Origin of the sequence: Pseudorhodoplanes sp. (assembly GCF_035565795.1) — a bacterium.
Classification (GTDB): Bacteria; Pseudomonadota; Alphaproteobacteria; order Rhizobiales; family Xanthobacteraceae; genus Pseudorhodoplanes.
The window spans coordinates 1-12,915 of record NZ_DATMRV010000194.1 but is presented as its reverse complement, the minus strand read 5'-3'; the positions used below and the strand labels follow the sequence as shown (position 1 = coordinate 12,915).

Below are 12,915 nucleotides of genomic sequence, written 5' to 3'. Positions count from 1 at the left end.
ACGCACAACAAGAAACCTTCCGGGATGTGAATCGAACGTCAGAAAGTCCAACCAAGAAGTGTCGTCCTGAGACGGCGGTATGAAAGGGAAGAAATGAAAGCGAAAAACTGGATTGCCGGCCTCGCGCTGGCCGGCCTCGCCGCTTCGAGCGGGGTCACGTCCCGGGTGGAAGCGCAGGAAACGATCTACGTTCCGCTCTTCACCTATCGCACTGGTCCGTTCGCGGGCTCCGGTATCCCGATCGCCAACGGCATGTACGATTACCTGCAGATGCTGAACGAGCGTGACGGCGGTATCGGCGGCGTCAAGCTTGCGATCGAGGAATGCGAAACCGGCTATGACACCAAGAAAGGTGTCGAGTGCTACGAGGCGGTGAAAGGCAAGAAGCCGGTCATCGTCAATCCGTGGTCGACGGGCATCACGCTCTCGCTGATCCCGAAGGCGCCGGTCGACAAGATTCCGATCCTCTCGATGGCTTACGGGCTCTCGGCGGCGGCTGTCGGCGACGAGTTCCCGTGGGTGTTCAACCCGCCGTTGACCTATTGGGACGCGCTGTCGGTCATCTTCAAGCATATCGGCAACAGGGAAGGCGGCCTGGAAAAGCTGAAAGGCAAGACCATCGGCTACATCTTCTTCGACGGCGCCTATGGCCGCGAGCCGATTCCGCTTCTCGAGCAGTTCGCCAAGCAATACGGCTTCAACGTGAAGCTTTACCCGGTGCCGGTCGCTGAAATGCAGAACCAGTCCGCGCAGTGGCTGAACGTGCGGCGCGACAGGCCCGATTACATGATCAACTGGGGTTGGGGCGCCATGAATCCGACCGCGGTGAAGGAAGCCGCCAAGATCAACTATCCGATGGACAAGTTCCTCAGTGTCTATTGGGGTGGCGGTGAGGACGATGCGCGTCCGACCGGCGCCGATGCGAAGGGCTTCACGTCGCTCGCGTTCGCCGCCACCGGAACGAACTTCCCGGCCATTCAGGACATCCAGAAGCATGTCCTCGGCAAGGCCGGAAGCCAGACGCCGAAGGATAAGGTCGGCGAGTCGCACTACAACAAGGGCGTCTACAATTCGGTCATGATCGCGGAAGCGATCCGCAACGCGCAGAAGATCACCGGCAAGAAGGTTGTGACCGGAGAGGATGTCCGCCGCGGTCTGGAGACGCTGAACATCTCCGCCGAGCGCTGGAAGGAACTGGGCCTGCCGGACTTCGGTTCGCCGCTTGCGGTGAGCTGCACGGACCATAACGGGCATCAGGCGGCCTTCCTGCAGCAATGGGACGGCACCAAATGGGTGAAGATCACCGACTGGATCTCGCCGATGAAGGATACCGTGCGCCCGATGCTGGAGGCGGCGGCGAAGGACTATGTAGGCAAGAACCAGCCTTGGCCGAAACGCACGGAGCCATGCGACAAGGCGTCTTGAGGCTTGCACAGCCCCCTCTCCCTGCCGAAGTCGGATGTTTCCGACTTCGGTCACCCGAAAGTGCTGAATTCGGGCAAGCTGAGTTCAGTTGGGGAGGGGCGCGGCAGCGCGGGGTGAGGGATAAGCAATCTTGACCGCGCCCCCTCACCCGCCTCGCCGCTATGCGGCTCGGCACCCTCTTTCTCAAGGGGAGAGGGAAAGAAGCTCGTGGAGATGTTGATGACCGTAGCTTCTCTACAAAAAGGACCATCCCCCGCACCCGCCACGGAGAAGATCCTCTCCGTCAACAATATCGAGGTGCTTTACGATCACGTCATCCTGGTGCTGAAGGGTGTGTCGCTGGAGGTCGACAGGGGCGGCATCGTCGCGCTGCTTGGCGCCAATGGCGCCGGCAAGACCACGACACTGAAGGCGATTTCCAATCTCCTGCATTCCGAACGCGGAGAGGTCACCAAGGGCTCGATTGTGTTCGAGGGAGCGGAAGTGCAATCGCTGTCGCCGAACGAACTGGTGCGTCGCGGCTGCATCCAGGTGATGGAGGGCCGCCACTGTTTCGGCCATCTCACTATCGAGGAAAACCTTCTCACCGGCGCGTTCACGCGCAAGGACGGACGCGCCGCCATCAGCCAGGACCTTGAGAAGGTCTATGGCTATTTCAAGCGCCTGCGCGAGCGGAAGAACTCGATGGCGGGCTATACCTCGGGCGGCGAACAGCAGATGTGCGCGATCGGCCGCGCGCTGATGTCGCGCCCGAAGATGATCCTCTTGGACGAGCCTTCGATGGGGCTCGCGCCGCAGGTCGTCGAGGAAATCTTCGAAATCGTGAACGACCTGAACACGAAGGAAAATGTGTCCTTCCTGCTCGCCGAACAGAACACCAACATGGCGCTGAAATATGCGCGCTATGGTTATATCCTCGAGAATGGCCGCGTGGTGATGGACGGCGATGCGAAGTCGCTGGCCGAGAACGAGGACGTGAAGGAATTCTACCTCGGCATCGCCGAGGGCAAACGCAAGTCGTTCCGCGAGGGCAAGCACTACAAGCGCCGCAAGCGGTGGCTGGCGTGACAATGCTGCGTCCGATCCTGATCGCGCTGGCGGTCGGGGCCTCGGTTTGTAACGTGGCTTCATCTGCCGCCGGGCGGTCTAGGCGTGTCCATGCTGACGGCGTTTCTTTTTGCGCCTGTTCTAGCCGTCGCATTTCTTTTGTTTCTTTTTCTGTATGTCATCATCGGCGGCCCGCAAATAGGTTGCCGATGCACTCGTCATGCCGACACCCGCGCTAACTGACGCACCACCATGAATGTGCATTACGACGAACTGGAAACTTGCAGCGAGGCCGAACGAGAGCGGCTATTGTTCGAGCAACTGCCGGATATCATCGAACTTGCAAAGTCCGCTCCCGGTTGGGCGAAGCAACTCGACGGCGTTGATCCGAAATTCGTGACTTCGCGCGCAGCGCTCGCCGAACTGCCACTGCTCCGCAAATCCGATCTTCCGCGCCTGCAGGCCGAGATGCCGCCGTTCGGCGGCTTCAACGTCGCGCCGCCCGCCAAGGCGAAGCGTCTCCTCATGTCCCCGGGTCCGATCTTCGAGCCGGAGGGGCACGGGAGGGATTTCGGCAATGTGCCGCGCGCGATGTTCGCGGCCGGCTTTCGCGAGGGCCAGATCGTTCTCAACTGCTTCTCGTATCACCTGACCCCCGGCGCCTGGATGTTTGAGGCCGCGGCGGAAGCGCTCGGCTGCCCGGTCATTCCGGGCGGCGTCGGCAATACCGAGCAGCAGGTCGAGGCGATCGCGCGCCTGCGCCCGGAGGGCTACACCGGCACGCCCGACTTCCTGAAGATCCTGCTCGATACCGCGAAAGGCTCGGGAAAGGACGTGTCCTCCATCAAGCGCGGTCTTGTGTCCGGCGCCGCGTTGCCGGCGTCGCTGCGGGAGGAACTGTCGTCGCGCGGCGTCGAGGTGCTGCAATGCTACGCCATCGCCGAGACCGGGGTGATCGCCTATGAGACGCCGGCCCGCGAAGGGCTGGTCGTGAACGAGAATATCGTTGTGGAGATCGTGCGGCCCGGCACGGGCGATCCGGTGCCGGAGGGCGAGGTCGGCGAGGTCGTCGTGACCTCGTTCAATCCGGACTATCCGATGATTCGCCTCGCCACCGGCGACCTGTCGGCGGTGCTGCCCGGCCGTTCGCCCTGCGGTCGCACCAATATGCGGATCAAGGGCTGGATGGGCCGCGCCGACCAGACCACGAAGGTCAAGGGCATGTTCGTGCGGCCCGAACAGATCGCCGAGATCGCGAAGAGTCACCCGGAGCTGGGCCGCCTGCGGCTCGTGGTCGCGCGCGAGGGCGAGCAGGATACCATGACGCTGCACGCGGAGGCTGCGGGCGGCGAGGCGCTCGCCGAAGCGGTGGCGGTGACGCTGCAGTCCGTCACCAAGCTGAAGGGCGCGGTGAAGCTCGTTGCGTCCGACAGCTTGCCGAATGACGGCAAGGTCATCGCTGACCTCCGCCCGGTCTCTTGACCCATTCGAAGTTGATGCGGACAAGTGGGCGCGCGGCCCAGGCCGCTAGCCAGGTGAGAGGCCGTGCCGGATACATTGAGACCCCGCGATACCAAGGACGTTGAGGATGCCGTCGTCTGGGCGCTTGCCGGGAGCAAGACGCTCGAGATTGCGGGGCAGGGGACGAAGCGCGGCATCGGCCGGCCGAACCAGTCCGACATCACGCTCGATCTGTCAGGCCTGACCGGGGTCACACTTTATGAACCGGAAGAACTGGTGCTGTCGGCGCGCGCCGGCACGCCGATCGCCGAGATCGAACGTCTCGTCGCGGAGAAGAACCAGGAACTCGCCTTCGAGCCGGCCGATTACGGGCAGCTGTTAGGCGAGCGAGCGGGCGGCGGCACCATCGGCGGCGTGCTTGGGACCAATTTGTCCGGCCCGCGCCGGATCAAGGCAGGTGCGGCGCGCGATCATTTTCTCGGCGTCACCGCCGTTTCCGGTCGCGGCGAGACATTCAAGTCGGGCGGCCGCGTGGTGAAGAACGTCACCGGTTACGACCTCTGCAAGCTGATGGCCGGCTCCTACGGCACGCTGGGAGCCATGACCGATGTTACCATCAAGACGCTGCCGCGGGCCGAGACCGAAACGACAGTGCTGCTGTTGGGACTGGATGACACGAGCGCGGCGCGAGCGATGGCCGAAGCCATGGGCTCGTCCTGCGAGGTGTCCGGCGCGGCGCACCTGCCCTCCGGGGCTCTGGGCAGTCTGCAGGGGCTGTTCGGCGGCAAGCCGGTGACGCTCTTACGTCTTGAAGGCGTGGCGCCGTCGGTCTCGCATCGTGTTTCCGTGCTGACGGCCTTGCTCAAGACTTACGGTCCCGTCGAAACGCTCGCGGCCGAGAGTTCGCACATGGTCTGGAAGGCAGTGCGCGACGTGTCTCCGTTTGTCGGCGACGATCGCCCGGTGTGGCGGGTATCGACCGCGCCGATGAACGGTGCAGCGGTCGCAGCCAGCGTTGCATCGGCGGACGGCGATTATTTCTTCGACTGGGCGGGAGGCCTGATCTGGATCGCGCTTCCACCGTCGGATGACGCTGGCAGCGCGTTGGTCCGCGGTGCGGTCGCCAGGGCAGGCGGACATGCGACATTGATCCGTGCCCCGGCCGCGATCCGTGCCGCTGTCCCGGTCTTCGATCCGCAGGACCTCGGCGTCGCTGCGCTGACGAAGCGGGTCAAGGATAGCTTCGATCCGAAGGGGATACTGAATCCCGGCCGTATGTGGGCGGGAGTATAGCCGATGCAGACGCACTTCTCGCTTGCTCAACTGGCCGATCCAGACACCGCGGAATCCAACAAGATTTTGCGGGCGTGCGTGCATTGCGGCTTCTGTACCGCAACCTGTCCGACATATGTGCTGCTGGGCGACGAGCTCGATTCCCCGCGCGGCCGCATCTACTTGATCAAGGACATGCTGGAGCAGGGCCGGCCCGCTACGCCCGATGTGGTCAAGCATGTCGACCGCTGCCTGTCGTGCCTGTCCTGCATGACGACCTGTCCGTCGGGCGTGCATTACATGCACCTCGTCGATCACGCGCGCGCCCATATCGAAAAGACCTACCGCAGGCCTTTCCGCGAGCGGCTGGTGCGCGGATTGCTCGCGGCGGTGCTGCCCTATCCGGAGCGCATGCGCGCCGCGCTCCAGCTCGCGCCGCTGGCGCGGCCATTCGCCGGGCTGCTCGCCGCAATCGGTCTGACCCCGCTCGCATCGATGCTGCGGCTCGCGCCTGCGGCCGGATCGGTGCCCGCACGGTCGGACCAGCCACGTGTCCACCCGGCCGAGGGCGCGCGCAAAGGCCGGGTAGCGCTGCTTCAGGGATGCGCCAACCGGGTGCTGGGAGCCGACGTCAATGCCGCCACGATCCGGCTCCTCAACCGGCTCGGGATCGAAGTGGTGACCCCGGAAGAGGAGGGTTGTTGCGGCGCTCTCGTCCATCACATGGGGCGCGAGCACCAGTCTCACGCCCAGGCCAAGGCCAATATCGATCTCTGGACGCGGGAGATCGAAGGCGAGGGGCTCGACGCCATCGTGATCAATGTGTCGGGCTGCGGGACCACCGTGAAGGACTACGGATTCATGCTGCGGACCGACCCGGCCTATGCCGCCAAGGCCGCGAATATCTCAAGTCTTGCCAAGGACATCAGCGAGTATCTGGCCACGCTGCCGCTCGGCGCGCCGGCCCGGCCGACAGGTCTCACTGTCGCCTATCATGCAGCCTGTTCGCTGCAGCACGGCCAGCGCGTGGTGCGTCAGCCGAAGGAGCTTCTGATCCGTCACGGCTTCGTCGTGAAGGACGTTCCCGAAGGTCATCTCTGCTGCGGCTCGGCAGGAACGTACAATATCTTGCAGAGCGAGATTGCGCAGACGCTGCGGGATCGTAAGATTGCAAACATCGCTCAACTGAGTCCCGATGTGATCGCGGCAGGAAATATCGGATGCATCACTCAGATCGCATCGGGGACGGCGATACCTGTGGTTCACCCGGTCGAGTTGATCGATTGGGCCACGGGAGGGCCGAAGCCGGCGGGATTGTCTGCCGGCGCGCAAGCGATGCCGGTCAAGGGGGACCTGCCAGCAAAGACCTCGGCACCAGCCTAGCGGCAGCCTAGCGCAACCTTTTCGGAGAGAAGTCATGGCGAAGAAGGCGAAGAAGGGGAAGAAGGCCAAGAAGGCCAAGAAGGGCAAAAAAGCCAAAAAGATGAGCATGCCCAAGAAGAAAAAGGGCGTGAAGAAGAGCGCTCCGAAGAAAGCCAAGAAGGGCAAGAAAGCGAAAAAGGCCAAGGCCAAGAAGGCCGCCGCTCCGAAAAAGACTGCAGCACCAAAGAAGAAGAGGGCAAAGAAGGCGAAGGCAGCGGCACCTGCGCCCGCAGCAGCACCGGCGGAGGAATCCGCTCCCGCACCGATGAGCGACACTGGCTACAAGCCGTTCGGCGACAGCAGCGGAACCTGAACGCCCGCGAGCGATCGGAATTCAGACGGCCCGGCATCAAAAGCCGGGCCGTTTGCGTTTCGGGAGGGGTCGAAATTCGCGTCCGATCGTGTAGCCTTGTGCTCAAGCGCCATCAGATGCGCGATCCGGGAGTGAGCGTTTGACCGACATCTTTGTTGCCAAGGCGTCCGATCTGCCGGACGGCGAGCGGCGCATCGTTTCCCATGACGGTGTGGAGATCGGCGTCTTCCATTGGCAGGGAGCGTTCTACGCCTATCAGAATCTCTGCGCGCACCAGGGCGGGCCGGCCTGCGAGGGCCTGATCATGCACAAGGTCGAGGACGTGCTCGCGCCCGACCGGACCTGGCACGGCCAGCGCTTCTCATCGGACGAGGTCCATTTCGTGTGCCCCTGGCATGGCTACGAATACGACCTGCGGACCGGGGAATGCGCCGCCGATCGCAGACTGAAGCTCAAGACCTACGAAGTCGTCCGGCGCGGCGAGGACATCTATGTCCGCACAGCCTGATACGCCGGCCCCCGCAAAGGCCGGTGACCTGTCGGCATTGCCGGACGACGATCTGCAGTCGCTGCTTGCGGCCGCAATCCGTGAATACGCGGCGCGTGCGGACATGCGCGACAATGCGCTGCCGGCGTTACCGCCCGATTGCGGGGTTACCGCGACCGAGGCGATGCTGACGGTATCCGCAATCCTCAAAGCGGTGAACATCCAGGTGTTCGAACTCGGTATGTGGCAATCCTGGTCGGGACGGTGAACGAGGCAGGCATGGATCTTCCGCTCAGCGATTACCGCAAGATGGCGGTGGCCGAATTCGATACCACCAAGCTGCTCGCGCATGCCGCACAACAGGCCAGGGAGCGCGGCTACGAGCGCTTCCCGATCGTGGATGTGGACTCTCACCATTACGAATCCGAGTCCATGATGGAGATCCTCGACTATCTCGACGACCCGGTACTGCGTCAGCTGGCGCTCAGCGCGGGCCAGGCCAATGCAAAAAGCAACGGCGTCGTGCCGAGCGGTGTCGGCTATCAGGACATGGGCGGCCGCGTGACGCGCTATCCGCTCCGCAAGATGGAGAAGACCGAAGGGCCGCAGCATCGCGACATCACACTGACCAAGCGCTGGATGGATTGCATCGGCATCGACGTCGCGATCCTGTTTCCGACGCCGATGCTGCAACTCGGCGTCCATCCGCAGGTCGAAGTCGAGGTGGCGCTGGCGCGCGCCTATAACCGATGGCTCTGCGAGAAGGTGCTCTCAAAGGAGCCGCGCATCCGCTCGATGCTCTATCTGCCGTTCAACGATGCGGAAGCGACGTTCCGCATGGTGCAGGACTTCGGCAAGCATGAAGGTGTCTGCGGGTTCATGGTGACGGCCGCGCGCTATCGTCCCGTCCATCACAACTCGTACATGAAGACCTACGCGCTTCTGGAGGATCTCGGGCTGCCGCTCGGCTTTCACGCGGCCTACAACTGGAACGACCAGTCGATGTCGATGCTGAACCGGTTCATCTCGGTTCACGCGCTCGGCTTCACGTTCCACAACATGGTGCACATGGCGAACTGGATCGTGAACGGGATTCCGGAACGCTTTCCGAAGCTGAAGGTGGTCTGGATCGAGAGCGGCCTCGCCTGGATCCCCTTCATGATGCAACGCTTCGACAATGAATACATGATGCGATCGTCCGAAGCCCCCGCGCTGAAGAAGCGGCCGAGCGACTATATGCGCGACATGTTCTACACCACGCAGCCGATGGAAATGACGGACATGGCGGCGCTCGAAACCACCATGCGCATGATCAATGCCGAAACCCAGCTGATGTATTCGTCGGATTATCCGCACTGGGATTTCGATCTGCCGTCGACGATCTACGATCTGCCATTTCTGTCGGAAACGGCGAAGCGCAATATTCTCGGCGGCAACGCGATCCGTCTGTTCGATCTGAAACTGCCCGCGCAGAAGATGGCGCAGGTGGCTTAGCGCTACGGGATTTCAAAACCGGCCCATAGAAGGCCGGCCATAACGCACACGGGAGGACTCTATGGTGAAGGTCATCTTCGCTGCGCTCGCGCTTGTATTCGCGCCGCTCACGGCTTCCGCTCAAGCCGATACGCTCAAGGTCGCGATCTCGCAGCGCTTCTTCTGGGATTCATCGTTTGTCGAGTTCGCCGAAAAGGCCGGCTTCTTCAAGGAGGCCGGGCTGAGCGTCGAGCCGTTCTACACCGATGGTGGTGCGGCGACGCTGACCACAGTTCTCTCCGGCAGCGCCGATATCGGCCTGTCCAACGGACTCCTGGGCGTGATCGGGGCCTATGTGAAGGGCGCGCCGGTCCGCGTGATCTCGGCGCAGATGACGGGCGCGGGCGAACTCTACTGGTACGTGAAATTCGACAGCCCGATCCAGTCGCTGAAGGATCCGTCGATCAAGACAGTATCATTCTCATCGCCGGGCTCGTCGTCGAATCTGATTCTGCTCGCGCTGATGAAGCAGGCGGGGTCGAATGCCAAAGCGGTGGCGACCGGCGGCGCCCCGGCGACGCTGACGCAGATCATGACTGGCCAGATCGATGTCGGCTGGGCGGCTGCACCCTTCGGGCTGCGTCAGCTCAACGAAAATCAGATCCGGGTGATCGCCAGAACGACCGACGTGCCGCAACTGGCGAATCAGACCATCCGCGTCAATATCGCCAGCGAGAATGCGCTGAAGACGAAGCGGGCGGCGATCGAGAAGTTCATGCGCGTTTATGCCCGCGCGATCGACTGGGCGTATCAGAACCAGAAGGCGGTCGATATCTTCGCCGAGAACAACAAGCTGCCGGTCGATATCGCAAAAAAGGCAGTGTTTGAGTTTTATCCGAAGACGGGTTTGCAGATCGGCGAGATCAAGGGGCTCGACCTCACGTTGCAGGACGCGCTCGACTACAAGTACATCTCGGCCGCGAAGACAGCAGCCGAGATCGCGCCGCTGTTCGACATCGTCTACAAGCCTTAGGGCTGCAGGGGACCCTCGCCTCTCAGGCGACTTGAGAGACTGGTTCCATCAGCGATATGAAATCCGTATCGGGCGACGAGGGCGCCGCATTGCCTTGCGCGCCCCGGCCCAATAGCATCCGCCGCGATTTGGTACGGGCAATTGCCCACATGCAGACACGTCAGTCGGGAGGTTTAGATGGCGTACAACATCCTTATTCTGGGCGCGGCCTATGGTTCGCTGCTCGCCTCCAAGATGCTGTTTGGCGGGCACAAAATTCATCACGTCTGCTTGCCGGCTGAAGCTGATCTGATCAATTCGGAGGGCTTCATCATCCGTCTTCCCGTGAAGGGCCGGGCGGACCCGGTGGTGCTCGATTCGCGCAAGCTGCCGGGACAGGTGACCGCGAGCGGCGCGGCGGGCGTCGACCCGTCAAAATACGATCTGGTCGGGCTTGCGATGCAGGAGCCGCAATATCGTTCGCCCGGCGTGCGGGAATTGCTGGACGCGGTGGCGAAGTCACGGGTGCCGTGCATGTCGATCATGAACATGCCGCCGCTCGCTTATATGCGGCGTATTCCCGGCCTGGACGCCGATAGCCTCAAACCCGCCTATACCGATCCGAGCGTCTGGGACAATTTCGATCCCGGCAAGATCTCTCTGTGCAGCCCCGACCCACAGGCGATTCGCCCGCCGGATCAGCCGGCCAACGTGCTGCAGGTGACCCTGCCGACCAATTTCAAGGTCGCCAAATTTGCCGACGACAAGGACACCGCGATTCTTCGTCAGCTGGAACAGGAGATCGACGCCATCCGCTTCGATCCGGGCGATGGCACCAAGATCGAACTGCCGGTCAAGCTGCGCGTGCACGATTCCCTGTTCGTGCCGCTGGCCAAATGGGCGATGCTGCTGGCCGGTAATTACCGCTGCATCACGCCTGACGGCATGCGCACGGCACAGGAAGCGGTTCACTCCGACATCGAAACCTCGCGCGCGGTCTACAATTTCGTCAACGACCTCGTGGTGAAGCTCGGGGCCAACCCGAACGACCTTGTGCCGTTCGAGAAATACGCAGCCGCGGCGCAGAGCCTCTCGCGTCCGGCCTCCGCGGCCCGGGCGCTGAACAATGGCGCCCCCTTCATCGAACGAGCCGACAAGCTGGTCCAGCTGATCGCCAAGCAGAAGGGCCTGAGCTTGCCGGCCATCGACTCCCAGGTGGCGCTGGTGGACCAGCGGCTGGAAGCGAATCGCAAGAAGGCGGCCTGATCGCCTTCGGATTGTTGAAAACCCTTCGAAAGACGCCGGGAAAGCACCGCTTCCCCGGCGTTTTTCGTGACTTTCCTGCAACAGATGAGAGGATTGTGACGAAGACGTGTGAGCAACGGCTTATTCGGGGGCGCAAACGCCCAAAAAGGCAGCAGCTGCGCAAAAGTTCACATTGGCGTTAACCCTTCATCCGTGCGGAATTGGCGCAACTGCAGATGCAAGAGCAGGGGGTGGCGTTTCGGGGTCTGGCGGTCTGGTCGCAATCAGTCGTCACGCTTCAGTCACCGAAAGCGTCGAATTCGAAGGGGCTCGAAATGAAGAAATACGTGATGCCGGCGTTCGTTGCCGCCGCCGTTGTGGCCGCCGCGCCGGCGCTCGCCGCCGACCTGAAGCCGGTCTACAAGGCTGCGCCCGCGCCGGTGGCAGCCAATCCGTGGGATGTGGCGATCGGCGCCGCCGTTATGACCGATTACAACTTCCGCGGCATTTCGCAATCCGATCGCGGCGCGGCCGTGTCGTCGTACTTTGAGGCCCGCTTCAAGCCGACAGCGAACATCGAATGGTATGCTGGCCTCGGCGGCTACAGCGTGAAGCTGGCAACCGATCCGACCGCCGAAATCGACATCTACGGCGGTGCGCGGCTCACCTGGGACAAATGGACCCTCGATCTCGGATACTGGTACTACGCTTACCCGCGCGAGCGTCAGATCGACGGTGTGATCGTTACCGTTCCGAGCGGCGCCACCAGCCTCGGCAATACGGATTTCGGCGAGTTCTACGCCAAGTTGAACTGGAATCCCAACGACAACTGGGCATTCAGCGTTCAGGGCTACTATACCCCGGACTGGCTGCGATCGGGTGCTGACGGCACTTATGGCGCGTTGACGTTGAAATATACCGGCAACGCGTTGCCGTCGGGCTGGAACTGGTACGTGTCCGGTGAACTCGGCCACTATTGGCTCGGCACCACGGATCAAGTGTTCACCCCGACGGGGGTCGCTGTGTTCAACAACATCACCGGAACCGGCGGCATTGACCTTCCCGACTACACCTACTGGAACGTCGGTCTCGGCTTCACCTACAAGGCGCTCACCATCGACCTGCGCTACCACGACACCAACCTGAACGAAGCCCAATGCGCGGTTTTGACTGGTGATCCCGGCGCTGGCCCGATCAGCCCGATCTCTGTGACGAACGTTGGTGCAGTCGGTGTCGGTTCGAAGTGGTGCGGTCAGGCCTTCATCGGCAAGCTGTCCTTCGACACCACTCTGAGTGCTCTGAAGTAAGCGACACGTCTCTCCAAGTAGCTGCGGGAGCGGCGGCCGAAAGGCTGCCGCTCTTGTTTTTGCGGGCGAGCGGCACGTTGACGCTCTGGCACCGCCGTTGCAGTTGATCCGGCATGCGGGTTGATCGGCATTTCTGGCACATGGCTGCAGGTGCGGCGGGCGGAAGCCTCGCCATCGGTCTGATGTGCCTGCTTTCGCTGCAGACCGAGTTCCCGCTGGCTGCAATCCCTTTCGCGACCTCGATCGTCCTCATGACCGGCACACCGGAAGCCAAGCCGGCCCGGCCGCGCGCGCTTGTCGGCGGTCATGTTCTGTCGGCGATCGTTGGCGTGATTGCGCTCAAGATTGCCGGTCCGCAGGCCTGGGTCGCGGCACTCGCGGTTGGCGTCGCAATGCTGGCGATGCTCGCCACGGACAGCTTCCATCCGCCGGCCGGGATCAATCCGCTGAT

13 protein-coding genes are annotated in these 12,915 nt (G+C 62.5%); all 13 read left to right on the top strand.

Annotated elements, in window-relative coordinates; translation table 11 throughout:
• The first annotated feature begins 93 nt into the window (after nucleotides 1-93).
• Nucleotides 94-1,425 (top strand): ABC transporter substrate-binding protein, encoded by a 1,332-nt coding sequence (locus VNZ93_RS17180; protein ID WP_325707764.1) that lies wholly within the window; start codon nucleotides 94-96, stop codon nucleotides 1,423-1,425.
• Between the two features lie 219 nt (nucleotides 1,426-1,644).
• A complete protein-coding gene (locus tag VNZ93_RS17175; RefSeq protein WP_325707761.1) occupies nucleotides 1,645-2,493 on the top strand; it encodes an ABC transporter ATP-binding protein in 849 nt (282 codons plus the stop codon).
• Nucleotides 2,494-2,724: 231 nt separating this feature from the next.
• Complete coding sequence (locus VNZ93_RS17170; protein WP_325707758.1) at nucleotides 2,725-3,954, top strand: phenylacetate--CoA ligase family protein; 1,230 nt, start codon at nucleotides 2,725-2,727, stop codon at nucleotides 3,952-3,954.
• A gap of 75 nt (nucleotides 3,955-4,029) precedes the next feature.
• On the top strand, nucleotides 4,030-5,226 hold the full coding sequence (locus VNZ93_RS17165) for an FAD-binding protein (protein ID WP_325707755.1): 1,197 nt from the start codon (nucleotides 4,030-4,032) through the stop codon (nucleotides 5,224-5,226).
• A 3-nt stretch (nucleotides 5,227-5,229) separates the two neighbouring features.
• On the top strand, nucleotides 5,230-6,588 hold the full coding sequence (glcF, locus tag VNZ93_RS17160) for a glycolate oxidase subunit GlcF (protein ID WP_325707752.1): 1,359 nt from the start codon (nucleotides 5,230-5,232) through the stop codon (nucleotides 6,586-6,588).
• 34 nt (nucleotides 6,589-6,622) lie between these two features.
• Entirely contained in the window at nucleotides 6,623-6,940 is a 318-nt protein-coding gene (locus VNZ93_RS17155) for a hypothetical protein (protein ID WP_325707750.1), read from the top strand.
• A 139-nt stretch (nucleotides 6,941-7,079) separates the two neighbouring features.
• Nucleotides 7,080-7,448 carry a Rieske (2Fe-2S) protein gene (locus tag VNZ93_RS17150; protein WP_325707747.1) on the top strand — a complete coding sequence of 123 codons (369 nt, stop codon included), beginning with the start codon at nucleotides 7,080-7,082 and terminating at the stop codon, nucleotides 7,446-7,448.
• Nucleotides 7,432-7,695 carry a hypothetical protein gene (locus VNZ93_RS17145; protein ID WP_325707744.1) on the top strand — a complete coding sequence of 88 codons (264 nt, stop codon included), beginning with the start codon at nucleotides 7,432-7,434 and terminating at the stop codon, nucleotides 7,693-7,695. The genes VNZ93_RS17150 and VNZ93_RS17145 overlap by 17 nt, the downstream gene beginning before the upstream one ends.
• Nucleotides 7,696-7,706: 11 nt before the next feature.
• Nucleotides 7,707-8,921: an amidohydrolase family protein gene (locus tag VNZ93_RS17140; protein WP_325707741.1), complete on the top strand. Its 1,215-nt coding sequence runs from the start codon at nucleotides 7,707-7,709 to the stop codon at nucleotides 8,919-8,921.
• Between the two features lie 61 nt (nucleotides 8,922-8,982).
• Nucleotides 8,983-9,933 (top strand): ABC transporter substrate-binding protein, encoded by a 951-nt coding sequence (locus tag VNZ93_RS17135; RefSeq protein WP_325707739.1) that lies wholly within the window; start codon nucleotides 8,983-8,985, stop codon nucleotides 9,931-9,933.
• A 177-nt stretch (nucleotides 9,934-10,110) separates the two neighbouring features.
• Nucleotides 10,111-11,178, top strand: coding sequence for a hypothetical protein (locus tag VNZ93_RS17130; RefSeq protein WP_325707737.1), 1,068 nt, complete (start codon nucleotides 10,111-10,113; stop codon nucleotides 11,176-11,178).
• Between the two features lie 230 nt (nucleotides 11,179-11,408).
• Nucleotides 11,409-12,464, top strand: a complete 1,056-nt coding sequence (locus VNZ93_RS17125) for a TorF family putative porin (RefSeq protein WP_325707735.1) — start codon at nucleotides 11,409-11,411, stop codon at nucleotides 12,462-12,464.
• 140 nt (nucleotides 12,465-12,604) lie between these two features.
• The coding region (locus VNZ93_RS17120) for an HPP family protein (protein WP_325707732.1) at nucleotides 12,605-12,915 on the top strand (311 nt) is incomplete at its 3' end.

What these genes read in the sequence shown, in the direction of transcription:
- VNZ93_RS17170 (WP_325707758.1), top strand. Translation starts at nt 2,725, where the DNA reads ATGAATGTGCATTACGACGAACTGGAAACTTGCAGCGAGGCCGAACGA.
- VNZ93_RS17145 (WP_325707744.1), top strand. Translation starts at nt 7,432, where the DNA reads ATGTCCGCACAGCCTGATACGCCGGCCCCCGCAAAGGCCGGTGACCTG.
- VNZ93_RS17180 (WP_325707764.1), top strand. Translation starts at nt 94, where the DNA reads ATGAAAGCGAAAAACTGGATTGCCGGCCTCGCGCTGGCCGGCCTCGCC.
- VNZ93_RS17175 (WP_325707761.1), top strand. Translation starts at nt 1,645, where the DNA reads ATGACCGTAGCTTCTCTACAAAAAGGACCATCCCCCGCACCCGCCACG.
- VNZ93_RS17135 (WP_325707739.1), top strand. Translation starts at nt 8,983, where the DNA reads ATGGTGAAGGTCATCTTCGCTGCGCTCGCGCTTGTATTCGCGCCGCTC.
- glcF (WP_325707752.1), top strand. Translation starts at nt 5,230, where the DNA reads ATGCAGACGCACTTCTCGCTTGCTCAACTGGCCGATCCAGACACCGCG.
- VNZ93_RS17140 (WP_325707741.1), top strand. Translation starts at nt 7,707, where the DNA reads ATGGATCTTCCGCTCAGCGATTACCGCAAGATGGCGGTGGCCGAATTC.
- VNZ93_RS17130 (WP_325707737.1), top strand. Translation starts at nt 10,111, where the DNA reads ATGGCGTACAACATCCTTATTCTGGGCGCGGCCTATGGTTCGCTGCTC.
- VNZ93_RS17155 (WP_325707750.1), top strand. Translation starts at nt 6,623, where the DNA reads ATGGCGAAGAAGGCGAAGAAGGGGAAGAAGGCCAAGAAGGCCAAGAAG.